This window comes from Pigmentiphaga litoralis, from assembly GCF_014651835.1.
In the GTDB taxonomy this organism is placed as follows: domain Bacteria; phylum Pseudomonadota; class Gammaproteobacteria; order Burkholderiales; family Burkholderiaceae_B; genus Pigmentiphaga; species Pigmentiphaga litoralis.
Window position 1 is genome coordinate 817,182 of sequence record NZ_BMXQ01000002.1, and the last position, 21,515, is coordinate 838,696.

A 21,515-nucleotide genomic window follows, 5' to 3' on the forward strand; every position below is an offset into this window, starting at 1 on the left:
TGCTGCTTGGCGGCTTCCTGCCAGGCGACTGGGAAGACGAGCCGGTCGAGGTCTGGCCTGACAACCAGGCCGCCTTCGATCTCTTCTGCCGTCTGTCGACACAGTGGCGCGCTGGCGCTTCCGGCTTCTACGGGCTCGATTACGGGGTCATGTTCCAAATGATGGCGCGCATGCGCCTGACAGATCCAGAGCGTGACGCGCTCGAGGGTGATGTCCGCGTAATGGAGGCGGAGGCACTGGACGTCATGAATAGCCAACGAGAAAACCTACATGAGTGACGCAACTGTCGCGCGCGGCACGATTCGGCTGGAGGGCGACTCCACCGACCTCGACAACACGATCACGCAAGCGGGCCGCACCATTGATGGCTTGGGCCAGAAGGGCGCGACTGCTGGCAAGAAGGTGTCGGACGGCCTCAAGCAGGCCGGCGCCGGCGCGACCGAAGCGGCAGGCAAGATCGATGCGGCCGGTCGGCGCACCGTCAGCGCACTCGAGCGCGAGGCCGCGCAGGTAGGGCGTACCCGGGCGGAATATCTTGAATGGCTCGCCGCACGTCGCGGCGTAACCACAGAAGCCGCTCCGTTCATTGCCAAGATTCGCGAGGCTGAGAAGGCTCTGCAGAGTCACGGCGACCAGCTGAACAAAACCGGCATCTCGGCGAAGCAGTTCCAGGCGGCACTGCGCGGCACGCCCGCACAGCTGACGGACATTGTGGTTTCGCTGCAGGGCGGCCAGGCGCCGCTCACGGTGCTGCTGCAACAAGGCGGGCAGCTCAAAGACATGTTCGGCGGGGTCGTGCCGGCGGTCAAAGGCTTGGCAACCGCCACGCTGTCGCTGATCAATCCGTACACCATCGCCGCTGCAGCGATGGGCGCGTTGGCGCTTGTTTACAACCAGGGCGCCAATGAGCAGCAGCGGTTTGCCAATGGGCTGGCGCTGACGGGCAACTACGCTGGAACCACAGCCAGTCAGTTGTCGGACATGGCGCAAGAAATCGGCAACTCGGTTGGCTCGCAGCGCGCTGCCGCCGACGCGCTGGGTCAACTGGTCGAAACCGGCCAGCTCGGCGGCCCGGCGCTCGAAAGCATGGCGCGCTCGGCCGTTGCTGCCAGCGAAGGGCTGGGAAAGGCGGTCAAAGACACCGTTGCCGACTTCGTGAAGCTGCGGCAGGACCCGGTGAAAGCGATCGAGGAACTGAACGGGAAGTACCACTTCCTCACGGCGGCCGTGTACGAGCAGATCCTGGCGCTCACCGAGGAAGGTCGGAAAAACGAAGCGGCGGCGCTCGCGCAGCGGACGTACGCGGCGGCGCTTGAGACCATGAGCACGAAGGCCAAGGCAAACCTGGGCACGCTCGAATCGGCCTGGTCGTCGCTCGGCAAGATCGCGCGATGGGCGTGGGATGGGATGTTGAACATCGGACGTGAGTCCACCCTGACCGACACGATCACGGCCGCCGAGGCCAAGCTCAAGCAGCTGCAAGACGGGGCGTACGAGCGGGGTGCGGCCAGGCGGGTGGCGCAGGTCGAAGAGCAACGCAAGCTGCTCGAAGGCCTCTATGCGCAACGGGACAAGGCCGGGAAGGATGCGGCAGCGCAGGGCAGCAACACGAAGCGTGACGAGGCGGGGATTGAGTGGGCCAAGCAGTCGCTCGAATACCGCACGAAAGCGCAGAAGGTAGAGGCGGAGATCGCTACCGCGCGCGCGCTGGGCGTTGCCGCCGGCAAGAGCGAAGCTGAGATTCAGGAGCGAATTGCCCAGATCCGGGCGAAGAACCAGACCAAGAACGCCGGCGCAGGCCAGATCCAGAAGGCAGATCTCGCTTTCGACGTCGCGGATATCCAAGCCCGGTACTCAATTGCGACCTCTGCGGCCAGCACCGCTGAGCGGACGCTGGACGCGGTCCGGGCAGCCGGGCTTATCTCGGAGCGTGACTACTACTCCCAAAAACGGGCGTTCATCACCGCCAACGCGGAGACGCAGCAGGCGGCGCTTAAAGAGGAAAACGCTCGGCTTCAGGCCGACAAGGCGACGGGCGCGGACCGAATCAACAACGACCGCAAGATCGCGCAGAACACCGCAAAGATGGCGGAGATCCGTGTCAAGGCCTCGGCCGACGTTGCCATCTCGACGCTGCAGGAGGAGGCGGCAAATACGAGGCTCGCCCAGTCATACCTGCAGGCGCAGCAAGCCGCGCAGGACTTCCTGGCGGCCACGAGCGCACGTTACCAACGCGAACTCGCTGGCGCCGGGCGTGGCTCGTTGTGGCGCGACCAGAACGCCGCCACAAACCAGATCAATGACCGGTACCAGGCGCAGCGTGATGAGTTGCGCAATAACCGGTCGTTGCTCGAGCTCGCCGGCCAGTGGAACGCGCAAGCCCAGCAGCAATACGACCGCCGGCTTGAAATCATCAACAGCGCGAATGGCCAGGCTCTGGTCTTGGATGCCAAGTACTGGAAGGACAAGATCGCGCTGCAGGACAACTGGCAGGTGGGGGCGCAAGAGGCGCTCGCCAACTACGCCGACCTTGCGCGCGACAGGGCCGGGCAGGTAGGCAACGCGCTCACGAACAGCTTGCGCGGCGCCGAAGACGCGGCAGTGCAATTTGCTCGCACCGGGAAGCTCAGCATCGGCAGTTTCGCGGACACGGTGATCAACGAGTTCCTCCGCATCCAGGCAAGGACGGCGATTGCCAAAGGCGGCAATGCGCTGATGGGCGGATTGGCCTCGTTGCTCCCGTCCGTTTTCGGCTCGTTCTCCTCGAATTGGTCGTCGACCAACACGGCGAACCCCTGGAGCCTCTCGTCGATGGGCCTCGACAAGAACGCAAAGGGCGGTGTGTACCAGTCGCCAAGCCTGAGTTCCTACAGCGACCAAGTCGTGAACCGTCCGACGCTGTTCGCCTTCGCCAAGGGCGCCGGCTTGATGGGCGAGGCCGGTCCGGAGGCAATCATGCCACTGACTCGGACGCCCAGCGGTTCGCTTGGCGTCCGGGCCATTGGCGGTGCCGCCGGGGGCATAAAGGTCGAGGTTTACAACAACGGTCAGCCGGTGCGTGCCACGGCGACATCGATTCAGCAACCGGACGGCACGCAGTTGATCCGGATGGTGCTTGATGCCGTCGGCGAGTCGATCGCGGATGGCGTCGGCGCTGTGCCGCGGGCGATGGAAGGTCGGTACGGCCTGCAACGCAACATGGGGTATTGAAATGGCAGTGTTTCCGAGCGATGTCCGCTTCATCCTTGCAGGTGCAGGTATGGCGGAAAGCGTGCTCGTCGAGCGATCCGACCAGGAGCGCGGTCCGGCGAAGGTAAGGCGGGTGGAGTCTGACCCTACGGTGACCGTGTCGGGGACGCTGCTGTTTCGGTCGGCGGCGATCTTGAAGGACTTTCGCAAGTGGTACTACAGCCGCACGGGCGGCAACGCTGGCGCCAGCTGGTTTGACTGGCCTAATCCGCTGACCGGCACTGTCACGCAGGCCCGCATTGTGGCCGCATCGCTCGGTCCTATCACGCCCGTGGTTGGCCGATTCGGCATGTCGACGCGCGCTGCTGCGATCGAATACGTGGAGCGGCTATGACTCTGTCTGCCTCAATGCGAGCGCAGCTGCGGCGCGTAAACGATCCGGATGGGGTGCTGCTGCTGCTGCGCATCGACAGTCCTGACCTGAGCGCGCCGGTACGCGTCGCCGCCGACAACCGGGACTGGCGGATCAACGGTGAAGACTTCGTCGCCTTGCCACTCGATATCACGCTACCGCAAGACGTGCCGAAGGAAAGCGCCCGCGCCCAGATCGAGATGGACAACATCGGCCGCGGAATGATGGCTGAGCTCGAAGGCCTGCCCATGGGCGCGACGCTGGACGTCACGTTGCAGATCGTGAGCCGCGCGGCGCCGGACGTTATTGAGTGGGAATTCACTGCGGCTGCCACGAAGGCGCGCACGACCACGCCTCGCGTTGTCCTCTCCCTCGGCGATGACTGGATGTTCGGCCAGTCAGCCGTACTGCTGCGAGCCGACCCAACAACGATGCCCGGCATCTTCGCAGGCTGAGTATGGCAGTCACGATCATGGACGCGGAGCGGTACGTGGGCAGGCCCTACCTGCCCGGCGAGTTCGACTGTGGCTCTCTTGTGGTCCTGGTGCAGCGCGAACTGTTCGGCCGGCAAGTCGCCGCGGCGCCGGCACAAGAGCGCCCGCAAGGGTTGCGGGGCCAAGCCAGGGATATACGGACCACGCTCGTTCGCAATGTCGCACTCGTAGATGGGCCGGAGACTGGCGGCGTTGCGCTGTTCTGGGAAACGACGGTGCACGGCCGGCCGCCGCTCAATCGCCGGTGGCACGTGGGCATTGTTTTCATGCATTACGGCGCGCCCTGGATCCTGCACTGTGCGAACGAGGTGCACGGCACGGTCCTCGACACATTACAGAACCTGCAACGGCAGGGTCTTCACCTTGATGGATGGTACGGATGGAAGGACCCACCCCCGCGCTGAATCAGATTGCTCTGGCGATCGCTGCGCACCCACTGCGCCCGGAGATCGAGCACCGCGTCACGCCGGCCGGGCGATCGCTGGCTGAGACGTTGGCGGCCGAAGGCGTCCTGCCCGGTGCCTGGGCGGTAAGCGTGGGCGGTGTGGACGTGCCTGCCGAATACTGGCCTCGCGTTCGCGTCAAGCCCGGGCATTTGATTGAATGCCGGGCCGTGGTGCGTAAGCAGGTGCTCCAGATTGCTGCGATCGCAGCGCTGTCGTATTTCACGATGGGCATGGGTGGATTCGCCGCGGGCTCGTTCATGGGGCTGTCGGGCGCCGCCGGAGCGATTGCCGCCGGCACGGCGTTTGTCGCGGGCTCAATTGTCATCAACAAGCTTTTGCCACCCGCGAACGCGAAGATGGGCGGGGGCACCGCCGAGCGAGCGGTGTCCTATGGGATCTCGGGCGGGCGCAATACGGCGCGCCCCTATCAGCCGCTGGGCTTGATGCTGGGCGAATGCAAGGTCGTGCCGGATCTCGCAGGGCAACAGTTCACCTGGTTCGAAGGTGACGACCAGTACCTGAGCTGCTTGCTTCATGCTGGGATCAACTGCGGCAGCGTTCACTCGTTGCGGCTGGGCGATACCTTGTTGTCGGACTATTCCGACGTCCAGGTCACGCGTGTGGGCTTCCCCGCCGGCAACGATGGCCAGATGCCATCGACCTCAGTCGATAGCGTCGCAGGCGGCCTGCTGGATCGTCCAGACGATGCGGAGCCAGAATGGACTGTAAGAACGACCAGCCGCGACACTGTGCGCATCGCCGTGGACATCGAGGCGTCGGTGACATCGATCAACAACTCGGGCAACTGGCAATCGGCCAGTGTCTCGTTCGATGCCGAGTACCGCCCCACTGGCGGGGCGTGGGTGCCGTTCCTTGACGGTCGCATCTCGCTGACCAACGCCAGCGGCAAGCCGGTCCGGCGAACGCTTACGATCGACGTGCCGGCTGCGCAATACGAAGTGCGCCTGCGCAAGGTCGACCGCAATGCGACGAGCACGCAGCAGCAAAACACCGTCACCTGGACGGCGCTCAAGTCCTACCAGGCTGATACGGCCGATTACGCGGGTCAGGCGCGCGTGCGTGTTGAGGTCAAGGCCACGGGGCAGCTGTCGGGTTCCCTCGATACTGTGAACTGGATCGGCCGTGCCGCGGCCGTGCCAGTGTGGACCGGTACCGAATGGGTTGAGGCGACCGAGCCCGGCGCGGCCGGCATCAGCAACCCGGGTGCGCAGCTGCTGATGCTCATGCGCGGCATCCGACGCCCAAGCGATGGTCGTTTGATCGCTGGCCTGGGCCTGCCGGACAGCAAGATCGACATTGAGAGCCTGAAAGCCTTCATGGTGCGGTGCGCCGCGAAGGGCTTTCGCTTCGACGACTTCGTGCAAGAAGCGATGACCATCGAGGACTTGCTCGAGGCAATCGCGGACGTCGGCTTTGGCCGACTGTCGCGGTCGACCGGAAAGTATGGCGTGGTGTGGCTTGCGGAGGACCAGCCGGTCAGCGGCGTCATCAACATGGCCACGATGAAGGCGCGAAGCTTCTCGGTGGACTATGACCTGCTGCCGACTGCCGAGGAAGCGCAATACGACTTCTACGATGCGCAGAACGGCTACACGCAGCAGTCCGTACGCGTGGTGTCACCGCTGGCCGTCACGACGCCGAACCGGCAAGCCAGCGTCAGCGTGCGCGGCATCAACTTTGCGACCCATGCAGCGCAGCGCGCCCGGCTGATGCTGGGCCAGTCCGCATATGCGCGCAAGTCCATCTCGTGGGAAATGGATCTGGAGTACATGGTTTACAGCACGGGCGCGCTGGTAGCGCTCAGCCACGACCTGACGCAGTGGGGGGCTGGGGGGCGCGTCGTCTCGTTCTCGCGCAATACCGGCAACTGGACGATCGGTCTGGACGTGGAACTGCCGGTCGTCGACGGCGCCGTGCGGATGATGGCCCTGGCACTGCCGCGCGAGAAAACAATGCGTGTGTTCCCCGTTGCGAGCATCGCAGCGGACCGCCGCAGCATCACTGTGGCGCAGGCCTGGCCTGCCGACTTGCCGGCGCCAGGGGAGGGTGCCGACGTTCTTGATACGACCTGGCTGTTCGACATCAAGGCGACGCCCGGGTATCGCTGCCGGGTTGTGGCCGTTCAACCCAATAGCGGTATGACTGGCGCCCGCATCACGGCGGTACCGGAAGCGCCGGAAATGTGGGAATACGTGTGGAATGGCGCGTGGACGCAGCCGGCCGGCGACAGTCTGCTTGCGCGCTTGCCGCCCGTGGCAATGAACGCCGCGGTCAGTGCCGAGCGGGTGCGCCTCGGCGAGACTTGGCGCACGGAATTGACGGTCACGTTCGACGTCGCCGGCAATTACGACCATGCGCAGGTATGGGGCGCCGTCAGCGGCGGTCCGATGGAATTGCTCGAGGCGAACGTGTACGGCACGCGCGCGTCGTGGTTTGCGGACCGTGGCCAACAGTGGACGGTCGAGGTGCGGCCGTTCGACAGCCTTGGGCGCATGGGCACGGTTGCGACGGTGGCGTATTCCGTCGCCGGTGATGTGCCGGCGGAGGTCGCCGACCTTGCGGTCACGATGACGGAGCAGGGCGCCGTCGCGGCTTGGACACGGCCCGACGGCCTGCAGGGCGTGGATTGGTCCCTAACGGAGATCCGGGTCGGCGCAAGCTGGCTCTCCGGCTCCGTGGCCTTCTCCGGGCGTGCGGATAGTTTCAACCTTGGGTGGTTGGCGGCAGGCACCACGACCGTGTGGGCAAGTCACCGCAACACCGCCGGCGATTGGAGCGAGCCCGTGACCGCATCGTTGGCCGTGCTTGCGCCGGACGAGCCGCTCGTCAGTACCGGTCGTGACCAGTCGACCATCCGCCTCGATTGGCAAGACTGCCGTACGTCCCAACCGCTGCGCGGGTACAGGATCGTGCGGGGCGCCGCGCTGGCTGGAGCGGTCGCGCTCGGCACCGTGGCGGCAACGACGTACACCCGCGTCGAAACCGCGGCCGGCCTGCAGCGTTATTGGGTGCTCGCCGAGGACGTTGCCGGCAACCTGAGCGACGCCGGTACCGCGCAAGTCGAAGTCTTGCCGTCCGCCGAGGGTGTGCTGGCGGGATTGGATCTGGCGACGACCGAGCTGGGCCAGCAATTGCTCGAGGTGATCGGCTCGACCGAAGGCCTCAACGGTGAATTGGCCGAGCTGGCCGAGCAGGTACTTGCGATCGCCAACGGCGATGCAGCGCTTGCAGCTGAGATCCTGGCCAGCGAGCAACGGCAGGCGCAGGCGCTTGAGGCGAAGGCCGCGGAACTGCAAGCAGCGACCGCCGCCGTTGCCAACGATCTGCAGGCGCAGGCCGACCAGGTAGCAGCCACGGCAGCAGGCCTTGCTGGCGAGGCGCAGATCCGCGCGCAAGAGACGGCTGACCAGGCGGCGCTGATCGCGGCAAACGCGGCAGCGATCCAGCAGGAGGCGGCCACGCTGGCGGCAGCGCTTGACGCCCAGGCCGGCAACATCGCCGCCAATGCGGCAAAAACAGCGCAGGAGATCGTTGATCGGATCGCACAGGGCAATACCCTCGGCGGGCAGATCTGCAGCGTCAGCAGCGCGGTAGGTACGCAGGCGACCCGCGTAGACGCGCTGGTGTCGCGTGCCGACGGCGTCGACAGCAGCATCGTCACGCTGCAGCAGACCAATGCGGGCCAGGCGCTGCGAATCGACGCGCTGCAGGTGCGCACCGACACGCTGACGACCCAAGTGACGGAAACCGTCGAAGCGACAGGAGATCTGGCGCAGAAGGTCGTCGGCCTGGTCGCCACAGCAGCTGATACCGATTCGGCCGTGCACGACCTATCAGAGGCGGGCAAGGGGTATGCGCGCACGCTGGCATCCTTGCGGGTGAAAACCAGCGAGGCCGAGTCGCTGATCATTGAGACGCGTGAGGTAACGGCGGAGCAGGCAACGCAGCTGCTGCTGATCTCGACCCGCGTGGGCGAGAACGAGTCCGGCATCAGCACGCTGAATCAGACGACAGCCACGCTCGCAACCCGCGCGACTGGTCTGGAGACGCGTGCCAGCAACGCGGAGGGGCGGATCCAGATCGTGGAATCGACCACGGCTGGCCAGGCGTCGCAGCTGACCAGTTTGACTGGGCGCGTGGTCGGTGCCGAGTCGGGTATCCAAACGCTGAACATCGCCCAGGCCGCGCAGGCTTCGCAGCTGACCACGTTGCAAAGCCGGGCCGATGGTGTCGACTCCACCGTCACGGTGCTGAGCCAGACGCAGGCCGGCCAGGCCACGCAGCTGGCGGACATCAGCACGCGGGTGGGCAACGCGGAGGCAAGCGTCTCCTCGCTGTCGCAAACCAGCGCTGGCTATGCCACGCGCATCGGCGCCGTTGAGGTCAAGGCAGGTGACGCGCTCACCCGGGTCGGGCTTGTCGAAGAGGCCACGGCGGAGAGCGCCTTCCGCTTGGTCGACCTGTCCGCCCAGGTCGGCGGCATCGATTCGGCCATCACTGATCTGAGCAGGGCAAGCGAAGGCAGCGCGCAGACGCTGCGCGCCTTGCGGGTAAAAAGTGGGCAGGCAGAGTCGTCGATTCGTGAGCTGAACACGGTGACGGCCACGCAGGCCACGCGCCAAGTCGAGATGCAGACCCAGCTCGGCACGGCCGTGACGAACATCGCGTCGCTCAGCCAGACGACGTCGACACTGGCGACGCAACAGTCGGGATTGACCGCGCGGGTCGACGGCGCCGAGGGCCGCATCTTCAACACCGAAACGGTGCAGGCGCAGCAGGCCTCGCGGCTCAGCACTGTCGAAGTGCAAAGCGGCTCCAACACTGGCCGGATCCAAGGCCTGGAGACGGTGACCGCGTCGACGGCCACGCGCACCGATTCGCTCGAGGCACGTGCGACCGGTTTCAACGCGTCCATCGCAGCGCTGGAACAGGTCAGCCCTGAGCTGGCGCTGATGCTGGTTGAGATGCGCGCGGCTGCCGCCGACCACGACTCGCAGTTTTCCGAACTGCGCAAGGTGTCGGCGGACAGCGTGTCGGCCATGCGTCGCTTGCAGTTCAAGAGCGGCGCAGCCGAGTCGGCCATCGTGCGCGTTGACCGCGTGGCGGCCGGCCTGGCCACCTCGGTCGAGCAGATCTCCGCCCGCACCTCCGGGGTGGAGTCCGACCTCAGCGCAGAGTCGATTGCTCGAGCGAACACCGACGGCGCACTGTCGTCTCGCATCGATACCGTGACGGCCACGGCCAACGGCGCTTCCGCGGCCGTGCAGACGGTGCAGCAGGCCCAGGCTACGACGGACGGAAAGCTGAACGCGATGTACGCGATCAAGGTCGCCGCGACGGCCGATGGCAAGCTGTACCAGGCCGGCATCGGGGTGGGCGTCGAAAATGCACCCGGCGGGATGCAGACGCAGGTGTACGCGCTGGCTGACAGGTTTGCAGTTTTGAATCTCGTTAATGGCGTTGTGGCCACTCCGTTTGTAATCCAGGACGGTCAGGTGGTGATGAACAGCGCCTTGATCGGGAACGCCAGCATTGGGACGCTGCAGCTTGCCGGCGAGTCAGTCACCGTTCCGCGTTTTGTCGCGTTTACGAATAGCACTTACTGGACGCCATATGAGACGCAGGTATTCAGCTACCAGTTGACTTTGCCAGCGGCCGCTACGGTGCTGATTTCGTGCAAGGCCTCACCGGCCCTGGCCGTAGATGCCGATTGGCGGGGCTACTACCGGGTCTATGTCAACGGGGTCGAGCGCTTTGTGCGCAACCACGGATACAAACAGGCCGGCAACTACGCCTTGCCATTTGCCGTGGATCTTCAGTTCTGCATCGCACTGGCGGCCGGGACACACACCATTGCCGGCACATGGCAAGTCAATGCGAACCCTGCTGTTGGCTCGCAGGGACTCTCCCTCACCGGAACAGAACTGTTCGTTCTCGGCACGATGAGATGAGCACGGTAGCGACATTGCCAGCCCGCCTCGCGCGGGTTTTTTTTCGCCCATCGATCAAGGAAGCAGATGGCACTCATAGAAAACCTTTCCCGGTTCGGCTACACGGCCAACACCTGGATCAACCTGAGCGGCGGGGCCGGCAGCGACACGGTGACAAGCCTTTCTGCGACGTCGCGCACCGATGCGCCGCAAGGCATTACCGTTCGCGTGGTGCTCCCTGACGGTACGTTGGTTCCGGTGATGAATTCTCGTTTGCTCGCCGCCAATCAGAGCGTCCGGATCCGCCTGCCCGGCATGTTCCTCGGCCCCGGCCAGTACCTGTCGTGCTACAGCTCCGACACAGTCGAGTGGAACATGACGCTTGCACGGGTCAACGGCGGCCGGCCGCGGACGAACCGTATCAACGCAGCGCCCCCAGTCGGCGCATGGCACGCGATCTCGCCGCCCGGCTATCCGATGGAAATCACCTCAGTGCTTTGCGTGAACAAAACTGAGGCGGAGGCCCGGGTGGGCCTGCGGTTCCGCAATGACAGCGATGGCGGGTTCGCGTGCCTGTTCCTCGATGAGCGGGTGCCGCCGCGCTCCACCTATCGCGCCTCGATTCCCAACTACCTCATCCCGGCGACGCAGTGGCTGGACGTCTTTTCGACGGCCGACTGCGCGTGGTTTATCAGTGGAGTGACCGCATGAGCTACCTCGGACCGATCGACAGTCTGCAGCCTTACCCGTGGACATACGAGGTCGACTTCACGGCGCCGGACGCGGCGGAGCAGTACGCACGCGCCGGCTTCCGCTGCCAACGGGGGACGGAAACCGAGTACGTCGACTCCAACCTGGTGGTGCGCAAGGCTGCGCCCGGCGTGCCAGTCTTCGAGTACGACCCCGTCACTGGCCGCGCGTTAGGGCTTCGCTGTGAGCGCGCACACAATAATTACCTGCACAACAGCGAGAACTTGAACGCCTGGGCGAGCTGGTTCGGTGGCCTGCCGGGTTTGGTGAAAGGGGCCGCCGATCCCGCCGGCGGCAACGAGGCGTGGTCGTTCCGAATTGGCGACCTGCCACAGGGGCCTGGCGCACCTGGCCAACTCTCAGGCGGGATCATCAATACGGGTGTGGTCGTCCCTCCGGAAAACGTCATGCACACCGGCGAGGTCTGGATCCGATGCGACGCTGTGCGTCAGTTCGGCTTTGGCTTCAGCGATGCGGCCGAAACATACGTGGCGACGCCGCAATGGCAGAAGTTCAAGCACACGAATATCTGGTCGAGCGCCAAGGACGTCGGCCGGCTGTTTCAGCTGACGTTCTTTTACGACACCCTCAGTGAGTCAGGCACCACCTCGCCCGACATCCGGTTCTATATCTGGCATCCGTGGATGTGGCAGGGCACCGTCGGGATGAGCTACGTGAAGTCGCTGACGACCGCGCCGTATGCAGCGCCGGATTGGCACGCGTGCGACTTTTACCCGTTCTTCACGGGCTACAACGCCGAGGGCGCGTTCTACATCGAGTGGCAGCGCAAGGGACAGATAGTGAACGCGGGCGGCTTCAACGGCCTTTTCCAGATATCGACGCCCGGCCCGGCCGGCGTGTACAGCTACCACGCTGACGAAGTCCCGACGGATAACCTGATCCATATGATCCAGTACTGGAACGGCAATCGCGCCTCTGTCATTGGCCCCCACCGCAGCACCGGGCAAACCGGGGGGCACGGCATCCAGCGTATGGGATTCGCCTGGTACAAGAGCGGCGGCAACGCCCCGGGCGCGGCCATCAACGGTCAGCCCTACAAAGAAATGACAGGCCCGGAGGCCGTGTCGGCCGGTGTCGTCGGCGTCACGCGCCTGATGCTCGGAACTCGCTGGGATGCTGACCCGATGGACGGCTATATCCGCAAGATCCGCTTCCACCGCAACTTCAATGCGAACGTGCCCAAGGATGCCTTGCCGGTCACGCCGACGCCGCAGGCGCTGTCGGAACTCACGAACGACCGGTTTTTGTCCACCAGCGATTTCGTTCCCTGACCTACCCCCTTCCGATTTTCACCTTGCCCGCTGCGCGCGGGCTTTTTTTCGTCCCGAGGAAACCACCATGACCATTACCCCAATCAACAAGACCGTCGCCTGCCGCATGGAAGCCTTGACCGTCAACGCCGACGGCTCACTGCTGGCCCGCTACACCGTTGGCATCGTCGACGACGCTGGTGCGTACAAGCCGATTGCCGACAAGAACTACATGCTTTCGGCGGCCGACGCGGCGCCGATCCTGGACAGCAAGACCACGAAAGACGGCAAGGCGTTCGACCAGCTGTCGGCGGCGCTCGTGACCGCCCTGAGCCAGCGCCCGGACTGGATTGCCTGACCACTCGCGATCCATTCGATCCCAAGCCCGCCGCGCGCGGGCTTTTTCTTGTCGGCAGGGAGCCATGACGGAATTCAACATCGACGGCCTAGCGGTGAAGCTGGCGGGCGTGGCTGGCGCGCTCGTCAGCATGCGCTATCTCCAGGGCTCGCCCATGGCCCGCATCAGCATGGCTGCCAGCGGCTCGCTGGTGAGCTATTACGCGGCACCACACGTGGCACATCTGACGGGCATGCCCGAGGGGCTGACCGGCTTTCTGCTCGGCGTCTTCGGCATGGCCATTGTGAGCCGCGCGTGGGAGGGCCTGCAGGTCGTTCCCATCGGCGCGCTATGGCAGGCCGTCATCGACCGCATTCGCGGCCGTACGGGAGGTGCCTGACATGGATGCGACGTTCTACATCACCGGCAAGGCGGTAATCGCCTTCCTCTGCTGGCTCACGGTGGCAGCCGGAGCGACGCTGGCTGTCTTCGCTCCGACCATCAACGACACGTTGCTCGAGCGGATCGCGCTGAGTGCGATCGCCATCACCGCAGTGGGCACAGCTGTACGCGTTCTGGCATCCGGCTGGGTGACCAGCGGCGGCACCGCGTTGGCCGTATCGCTCGCCCTGTATGTGGTCGTGGTCGTCATCAAGCATACCCGGAGGTACGAATCATGATCTTGACTACACAGCAGTTGGCGCGCGCCACCGACGCTCCGATCGCCCGCGCGGCACTATGGCTGGGGCATTTGAAGACGGCAATGCAGGCCTTCCAGATCAACACGCCGCGCCGTGGCGCCGCCTTCTTGGCCCAACTGGCGCACGAATCTGGGAGGCTGGTGTACGTCCGCGAATTGTGGGGTCCGACAGTGGCACAGAGCCGCTATGAAGGCCGTGCCGACCTTGGCAACAGCCAGCCAGGTGATGGCAGCCGGTACCGCGGACGTGGCTTGATCCAGACGACGGGCCGGGCGAATTACGCAGCGACCCGAGACGGTTTGCGAAAGGCAGGCTACGCCGCGCCCGACTTCATCACCGAGCCGGCGCGTCTTGAAGAACGCGAGTGGGCTGCGATGTCAGCGGCGTGGTTCTGGACCGATCACAAACGCCTCAACGCTCTCGCGGATACCGGCACTGCGGCCGACTTCGTGACCATCACCCGCCGGATCAATGGTGGCATCAATGGCCTAGCTGACCGGCAGAACCTTTGGAAGGGCGCGAAGGCTGCGCTGCAGGTGCCGGAATGAGCCCGCTCAGCACCCTCGGAATAGGTGTCACGATCGGTCTGCTGGCCGGTGCAGCAGCGGGATGGACGGCGCAAGGCTGGCGCGGGACCGCGAAGGTACAGACGCAGGTCGCGCTGGTGGCCACCGACCGCGCCGATGCGGCAACGGCCGCGCGCACTGCCGAGGCAGATCAGCGCCAGATCGAATTCAACCGGATGAAAGCGAATGCACAAGTCACCTACAACGACCAAGCCCGCCGCGATGCCAATGCGCAGGCTGCTCGCGATAATGCCGCTGCTCTTGTCGGCCTGCGGAACGCCCTTGCAGCAGCAGAATTCCGCGCCGCCAGTGGTCAGGCCGGCGGCTATCCCGGCGCCCGCACCGGTGCTGATGACCCCAGCACCCTACGAACTGTGGCGGACGAGTGCACAACAGCGTTTGAAGAGATGGCAGGAAATGCTATCGGGATCGGCGTCACACTGACCGGACTGCAAGACCACGTCAACGCGCTCCACATGGTGCCATGATTAAAAAGGACCTAAGCAGTAGGCTCAGATGCATCTGTGAGCTTGCGTGAGGCCGCCAGAAGAGCATCGATACGTTGCAGAAAAAAGGTCATGTCGCGAGCACCATTTCGCGCCAACGCCCGCGGTGGGTACGGCGTAATCGGCCCGGTGGCGCTGCACACTGACACGGCAGGATTATCGGGATCGATAAGTCTTCTCCCCCCAACTGTGTCGATTGCCCAAGGCATCTCATCCGGCCGTGCTGGCTTTGACTTGGCCACTTCAAGGCCAAGCAGCACACCTTCGAATCTTCATGTGATCCACACGCTATCGCATATCACGTCGGCTTGCCGAGCTCCGCTGCACGCATGAACTCGCGCGACCCCTTCAAACGCTTGGTCATGACCAAGAAATTGGAGGGGGGGGTCTATTGCAGGATAGGCAGTTGCCGGCAACTGTCGCACTGAACTCACCATTCGCCCGCCAAAAACGACGGCTAGCGCGAACCCAGCGGGATGCGAAGTAAAGGGCGTTGATTCACGGTAACACGTCGTGAGTCTGGTAAAACGACGAAACACCGCAGAGAGAGAACCCAGAAACGTGACCGCACTCAGCCAACTGCTCAACACCTACCGCAACACAGCCGTCTCAGAACGCGAAAAAGGCACCTACTTTGAAGAGCTGATGGTCTGCTACCTGCGCAACGAAGCCACCTACAAAGACCTGTATGCCAAGGTGTGGACATACGCTAACTGGGCGGCCGAGCAAGGTCTGGGAAGGACCGATGTAGGCATCGACCTGGTCGCGCAGACCCACACGAGCGAAGTTCACGCGATCCAATGCAAGCTGTACGCGCCCGACTACAGGCTGCAAAAGGCCGACATTGACAGTTTTTTCACCGCGTCGGGCAAAAAACCATTCACCCACCGCCTAATTGTCTGTACCACCAACCACTGGAGCGCCAACGCCGAGGATGCGCTGATTGGCCAGCAGCCGCCCGTCAGCAAGATTGACCTAAGCGACCTGGAAAACAGCCAGATCGAGTGGGCGCAGTACCAGCCCAAACAAGCGCCCGTTCTCAAGCCCAAAAAAGCGCTTCGCCCGCACCAGCAAAGCGCATTGAATGCCACTCTGGCGGGCTTTGAGCGCGAGAGCCGGGGTAAGCTCATCATGGCCTGTGGCACTGGCAAGACGTTCACCAGCCTGAAGCTTGCCGAAGCCTACGCAGGCGCGGGAAAGCGCGTGCTGTTCCTGGTGCCCAGCCTGTCGCTGCTGTCGCAGACCCTGACCGAATGGACGCAGGAGAGCGCTACGCCCCTGCACAGCTTTGCCGTGTGTTCCGACAGCGACGTGGGCAAGAAGCGGAAGAAGGACGACGACACGGTTCAAACCTTCACCCACGAGTTGCGCTACCCGGCCACCACCGACGCCGCGCGGCTGGCATTGGAAATGGGCAAGCGCCATGACGGCGCGCACATGAGCGTGGTGTTCAGCACCTATCACTCAATCGACACCATCAGTAGGGCTCAGAAGGAACATAGCCTACCCGCGTTCGACCTCATCGTCTGCGACGAAGCTCACCGCACCACGGGCGCCACCTTTAGCGACGATGACGAAAGCAATTTCGTCAAGGTGCATGACTCCAGCTTCATCCAGGCCACCAAGCGCCTATACATGACAGCCACGCCGCGCATCTACGGCGACAACGCCAAGGTAAAGGCCGAGACCGACAACGTGGCGCTGTGCTCCATGGATGACCCGCTGCTGTACGGGCCAGAACTGTATGTCATTAATTTTTCCGAAGCCGTTCGCCTGGGCCTGCTGTGCGACTACAAGGTAGTGGTGCTGGCCATTGAAGAAACACACGTCAGCCGTCGCCTTCAAGAGCTGCTGAAAAATGACAACAACGAGCTGCGCGTGGACGATGCGGCCAAGATCATTGGCTGCTGGAAGGCGCTGGCCAAGCAAGGTATGCACAACGATCTTGTGGGCGACAGCGAGCCCATGAAGCGTGCCGTGGCCTTCTGCCAGGTCATCGAGCACAAGAAAGGGAGCAAGACGCACAAGGTCAGCTCCAAGCAAATTGCAGGCATGTTCCAGGCCGTGGTGGAGGCCTACCAGGCCAGCGAAACCGACCTGAGCGAAGAGCAAACCAATAGCCCCGACCACAACCTGGCCTGCGAGGCTGAGCATGTGGACGGCAGCATGAGTGCCAGCGAAAAGGAGGCCCTCCTGACGTGGCTGAAGGAAGAGCCAGCCGAGAGCACCTGCCGCGTCCTGAGCAATGTGCGCTGCCTGAGCGAAGGCGTGGACGTACCAGCGTTGGATGCGGTGCTTTTCTTGACCCCTCGTAACTCACAGGTAGACGTGGTGCAGTCTGTGGGCCGAGTCATGCGCATGTCTCCCGGGAAAAAACGCGGATATGTGGTTCTTCCCGTGGTGATCCCGGCCGGAGTGGAGCCACACGAGGCGCTGAATGACAACCAAACTTACAAGGTGGTGTGGCAAGTTCTGCAGGCCCTACGCTCCCATGACGACAAGTTCGATGCCCTAATCAACAAACTTGATCTGATTGGCCGCGACCCGGCCAAAATGGAAGTCATCGCCATCACCGACAAGGTAGAGAAAAAGCAGTCCGGCAAGGGCAAGGACGGAGGCGACAGCGCAAGCAAGACGCGCAAGAAAAATAAGGATGCCGGGCGCAACGGCTTTAGCATCGGCAACCCCAACGTCCACGGCCCCAGCCAGGAAGAATTGCAGGGCAACCTGCAATTCGAGGTGGGCGAGGTGGAAAAAGCCATCTACGCCAAGCTTGTGCAAAAGGTAGGCAACCGCCACCACTGGGAAGACTGGGCAAACGACATTGCCAAGATTGCCCGCACCCACATCGACCGCATTCAGGGCATTCTGGAGAACCCTGCCAACACTACGGAAAAGCTGGCCTTCGAGGCCTTTTCTGCAGAGCTACGCGACGACCTGAACAATAGTATCAGCGACGGCGAGATCGTGGAAATGTTGGCCCAGCACCTCATTACTAAGCCGGTGTTTGATGCTCTTTTTGCAGACTACAGCTTTGCCGAGCACAACCCCATGTCCAAGGCCATGCAGGAGGTGTTGGAGGCCTTGCACGAGCACCGGTTGGACAAGGAAGCCGACACGCTACAAAAATTCTACGACAGCGTGAAGCTGCGCGCCGAGGGCATCGACAGCGCGGAGGGCAAGCAAAAAATTATCGTTGAGCTGTACGACAAGTTCTTCCGCAACGCCTTCCCCAAGATGACGGAGCGGCTGGGAATCGTATACACGCCTGTGGAAGTGGTGGACTTCATCCTACACAGCGTCAACCACCTGCTGCAGCAAGAGTTTGCCCAGACATTAGGCAGCAAGGGCGTACACATCATCGATCCCTTCACCGGTACCGGCACCTTCATCACCCGGCTTCTGCAATCGGGCCTTATCAGCCCCGAAGAGCTGGCTCACAAATACAAGCACGAGATTCACGCCAATGAAATCGTGCTGTTGGCCTACTACATCGCCGCCATCAATATTGAGGCCAGCTACCACAGCCTGGCAGGCGGCAAGTACGTGCCCTTTGAAGGCATCTGCCTGACCGACACCTTTCAGATGTACGAAAAGGACGACTTGGCCAGCGCCCTGACGGTGGACAACAGCGCGCGGCGTAAACGGCAGAAACAGCTGGATATTCGGGTGATTGTGGGCAATCCGCCATATTCAGCAGGGCAAACCAACGCGAATGACAACAACGCCAATATCGAGTACCCACAACTCGATACACGCATTCGTACAACTTATGCCGCACGGTCAAATGCAACCAACAAAAACGCCTTGTATGACAGTTACATCCGCGCCATTCGCTGGGCATCCGACCGCATCGGTAATGCGGGGATTATTGGCTTTGTGACCAATGCAGGTTTTCTGGAAGCAAATACCGCTGATGGCCTTCGCAAGTGTTTGTCGGAGGAGTTTTCCAACATTTATGTGTTTCATCTGCGGGGTAATCAGCGCACCAGCGGAGAAACTTCACGCAGGGAAGGCGGCAAGATTTTTGGCAGTGGCAGCCGCGCTCCGATTGCTATTTCACTGCTTGTCAAGAACCCGCAGACTGCAGAGCACGGGCGCATCCATTTCCACGACATTGGCGACTACCTGAGCCGGGAAGATAAGCTCGAAAAAATCGAAGCCTTTGCCAGCGTGGCAAGCATTTCTGACTGGCAGGTCATCACCCCTGACGACCATGGCGACTGGCTCAAGAAGCGCGATGACGGTTTTGCAAAATTTGCTGCTATAGGCGATAAAGATCATCCTTTGGCACTGCGGATTTTTGACAGTTACTCAAGAGGTATTGCGAGTGCTCGCGACGCCTGGGTTTACAACTCGAGTCGCCAGACTGTGGAATCAAAAATGTCAGGAATGATTGACTTCTATAATTCAGAAGTCGACCGATTTAACCTAGCACACCCGGGGCTTGATAAGAAGGCCCGTGAAACCAAAATAGATGAGTTCATTGACGCTGATCCTGAAATAATTAGCTGGAATCGGTCATTGAAGCAGGAGTTAACAAAGGGTCGTAAATTTTCATACGAAGCAACTTCCATTGCACTATCGCTGTATCGTCCATTTACCAAACAGTGGCTTTACTTCAACCGACGATTCAACGACATGGTTTATCAGATGCCGCGCATCTTCCCGGATGCTGATGCTAAGAACTTGGTCATCATGACCACCGCCAATGGGGCGAAGAGCTTTAGCCTCACAATAAGCACTGTCTTGCCTGACCTCAATTCGATGGAGGCTGGTGCGCAGTGCTTTCCGCTATACCTCTACGATGAAGAAGCGGTTCCAGACAGTGCTACCAACGACATGTTCTCCGAACAGACGGCAGCGCCCCGCAAGCGCCGTGATGCCATCACCGATGCCGGACTGGTCCACTTCCAGGAGGCCTACCCAGGCGAAGCTATCAGCAAGGAAGACCTGTTCTATTACGTGTACGGCCTGCTGCACTCACCTGACTACCGCGAGCGCTACGCCGACAACCTGAGCAAAGAGTTGCCGCGCATTCCCCGCGTTAGAACCGCAGTGGATTTTTGGGCCTTCAGCCTAGCGGGCCGATCACTGGCAGACCTGCACTTGAGCTACGAAACTGTGACGCCCTATCCCCTGACCATCGAGGCCAAGGGGTCGCTGACGGATGCCGACTACCGCGTAGAGAAAATGAAGTTTGCCAAGAAGGGTGATAAGAGCACCGTGATATACAACGGCAAGATCACGCTGCGCGGCATCCCAGAAGCCGCCTGGGACTACGTGGTCAACGGCAAGGCCGCGCTGGACTGGGTCATGGAGCGCCAGAGCGTGAGAACCGACAAGGCCAGCGGCATCGTCAACGACGCCAACAACTGGGCCATCGAGACCATGGGCAACTACAAGTACCCCCTGGAGCTATTCCAGCGCGTGGTGACAGTGAGCCTGGAGACACAGAAGATCGTAACTGCGCTGCCGAAGCTGGATACCTGAGCTGATTAAGAGTTAATTCGGTACAGTACAGGTACACAGGTCAGTTTTCGCCGATTTCGCAAGACTTCACTAACTAACTGATCTGTAAGTACTTTTTACTACTTCAACCTACGCTCAGCTTCACACTGCTTACCCAGACCAAGCACCTCACACAGCGACTCAAAATCCCCTGACTAATGCTGCGCGTCGAAGGCGAGCGGAAACGGCCATTTCGGCTTGGAAAGGATCTTTACCCGTGATGCGAGGCTCTGTGGCAGTTAGGACAAAGCGCCTGAACGTTCTCCAGCGTATCCTGGCCGTCGTCGGCTAGCCGTCTGATGTGGTGCACTTCTAGGTACGGGCTCCCATCGCTACTGCGTAGAAACGGAGCTGGTGCTTTGCACATGTCGCAAGTTCCATTAGCGCGCCGCAAAGCAGCAGCGATTACGAACGGATCGCGTTGAAAGGCCGTGACCTGCGTGACAAATTTTCTGGGTAACGGCGGCGCGTTATTAGCACGAGCCTCCAGTTCCCTATGCGGCAGAGCCAGTGCCTCCTGCACCTGCCTTTTAAGCAGTTGGTCTGCTACCGAGGCGCGCATCGCATTCGACAACGAATTGTCCATATCCCGAACCAACTCAAACCACTTGGATCCGTCCACCTCCCGATGGATCGCTTGGTATCGAAAGGCCCCGTAGAAGGTGAATCGATCTGTAGACTCGTCGCGCGCAAACGTTAGTATCGGCAGACCGGGCGTGTCCAGGATCGCCTTGTTCGCTGCGAAGTGCTCGCCGAACTTCCCGTTGATGTCCTTGAGAAAATATTTAAGCCGTTCACCGCGTTCAAACCATGAGTTTGCGTACTTGCCACCACTCATCGTCGCTTTGATTACGACAAGCTTGGGAGCGCCGTCCGCCTCAACGACAAACATTCCGCCCGATCGCGGGTCATAAGCGCGGACGAATATGAGGATGTCAGAGCCGGGATATTGTTCACCGATAACGAAATCCGACGGTCGAGTAGAATCGCCGCCCCAAAGCTCAAATCGGTCATTGAAGCTCTGACGGATGTCCTCGAACGTCTTCAGGCCAATCGTTTTCATCTGCCGATGGGTGTCCGAAGACTTGACCTGGTCGAACCTCGACAGGTAAACAGAAAGATCACCCACGCGTTTGAAGTTGCTCAGTTGTCGACTTGCGTAGCTAATTTTCTGTTTGATATTTGCTTGAAGCGTACTCGCTAAGGCAGGTTCGATTACCTGACTGCGCACGAAATGGATCGCTTGCTCGATTGGTTGCATGGCGTATTGAGACCGAGAGATGCTGAAACTGTGTGCAGGGACTTTAGCTCACCAAGGCAGCGATAAAGGGATTTTTGTGGCGGCGCCAGCACCGACGCCAAGGTCAACGATGTCGTTCAT

General features: G+C 61.9%; 15 protein-coding genes. 14 read left to right on the forward strand and 1 reads right to left on the reverse strand.

Annotation, left to right across the window (positions count from 1 at the left end; genetic code table 11):
- Positions 1 to 17 precede the first annotated feature (17 nt).
- The 14 genes from IE116_RS22310 (at position 18) to IE116_RS22375 (ending at position 20,116) form a co-directional block, all read left to right on the forward strand.
- A complete protein-coding gene (locus IE116_RS22310; protein ID WP_189615884.1) occupies positions 18 to 278 on the forward strand; it encodes a DUF1799 domain-containing protein in 261 nt (86 codons plus the stop codon).
- Positions 271 to 3,210, forward strand: coding sequence for a phage tail tape measure protein (locus tag IE116_RS22315; protein ID WP_189615514.1), 2,940 nt, complete (start codon positions 271 to 273; stop codon positions 3,208 to 3,210). The genes IE116_RS22310 and IE116_RS22315 overlap by 8 nt, the downstream gene beginning before the upstream one ends.
- Before the next feature lies 1 nt (position 3,211).
- Positions 3,212 to 3,583, forward strand: a complete 372-nt coding sequence (locus IE116_RS22320; protein ID WP_189615515.1) for a hypothetical protein — start codon at positions 3,212 to 3,214, stop codon at positions 3,581 to 3,583.
- On the forward strand, positions 3,580 to 4,056 hold the full coding sequence (locus IE116_RS22325; RefSeq protein ID WP_189615516.1) for a DUF1833 family protein: 477 nt from the start codon (positions 3,580 to 3,582) through the stop codon (positions 4,054 to 4,056). Before IE116_RS22320 ends, IE116_RS22325 begins: the two co-directional genes overlap by 4 nt.
- A 2-nt stretch (positions 4,057 to 4,058) precedes the next feature.
- Positions 4,059 to 4,499, forward strand: a complete 441-nt coding sequence (locus tag IE116_RS22330; RefSeq protein WP_189615517.1) for a hypothetical protein — start codon at positions 4,059 to 4,061, stop codon at positions 4,497 to 4,499.
- Positions 4,475 to 10,513, forward strand: a complete 6,039-nt coding sequence (locus tag IE116_RS22335) for a host specificity factor TipJ family phage tail protein (protein WP_189615518.1) — start codon at positions 4,475 to 4,477, stop codon at positions 10,511 to 10,513. Before IE116_RS22330 ends, IE116_RS22335 begins: the two co-directional genes overlap by 25 nt.
- Positions 10,514 to 10,579: 66 nt before the next feature.
- Positions 10,580 to 11,203, forward strand: a complete 624-nt coding sequence (locus IE116_RS22340; protein ID WP_189615519.1) for a hypothetical protein — start codon at positions 10,580 to 10,582, stop codon at positions 11,201 to 11,203.
- Complete coding sequence (locus IE116_RS22345; RefSeq protein ID WP_189615521.1) at positions 11,200 to 12,534, forward strand: hypothetical protein; 1,335 nt, start codon at positions 11,200 to 11,202, stop codon at positions 12,532 to 12,534. The genes IE116_RS22340 and IE116_RS22345 overlap by 4 nt, the downstream gene beginning before the upstream one ends.
- Positions 12,535 to 12,601: 67 nt before the next feature.
- Complete coding sequence (locus IE116_RS22350) at positions 12,602 to 12,871, forward strand: hypothetical protein (RefSeq protein WP_189615523.1); 270 nt, start codon at positions 12,602 to 12,604, stop codon at positions 12,869 to 12,871.
- 64 nt (positions 12,872 to 12,935) lie between these two features.
- Positions 12,936 to 13,250 carry a hypothetical protein gene (locus IE116_RS22355; RefSeq protein WP_189615525.1) on the forward strand — a complete coding sequence of 105 codons (315 nt, stop codon included), beginning with the start codon at positions 12,936 to 12,938 and terminating at the stop codon, positions 13,248 to 13,250.
- 1 nt (position 13,251) lies between these two features.
- Complete coding sequence (locus IE116_RS22360) at positions 13,252 to 13,530, forward strand: hypothetical protein (protein ID WP_189615526.1); 279 nt, start codon at positions 13,252 to 13,254, stop codon at positions 13,528 to 13,530.
- The gene (locus IE116_RS22365; RefSeq protein ID WP_189615528.1) at positions 13,527 to 14,099 is read left to right on the forward strand and encodes a glycoside hydrolase family 19 protein; all 573 of its coding nucleotides are present in this window, start codon (positions 13,527 to 13,529) and stop codon (positions 14,097 to 14,099) included. Before IE116_RS22360 ends, IE116_RS22365 begins: the two co-directional genes overlap by 4 nt.
- Positions 14,096 to 14,605 (forward strand): hypothetical protein, encoded by a 510-nt coding sequence (locus IE116_RS22370; protein ID WP_189615530.1) that lies wholly within the window; start codon positions 14,096 to 14,098, stop codon positions 14,603 to 14,605. The genes IE116_RS22365 and IE116_RS22370 overlap by 4 nt, the downstream gene beginning before the upstream one ends.
- A gap of 579 nt (positions 14,606 to 15,184) precedes the next feature.
- Complete coding sequence (locus IE116_RS22375; RefSeq protein ID WP_189615532.1) at positions 15,185 to 20,116, forward strand: DEAD/DEAH box helicase; 4,932 nt, start codon at positions 15,185 to 15,187, stop codon at positions 20,114 to 20,116.
- Positions 20,117 to 20,345: 229 nt separating this feature from the next.
- Here IE116_RS22375 and IE116_RS22380 read toward each other — a convergent pair whose 3' ends face one another.
- Complete coding sequence (locus IE116_RS22380; RefSeq protein WP_189615533.1) at positions 20,346 to 21,395, reverse strand: HNH endonuclease; 1,050 nt, start codon at positions 21,393 to 21,395, stop codon at positions 20,346 to 20,348.
- Between the last annotated feature and the right edge of the window lie 120 nt (positions 21,396 to 21,515).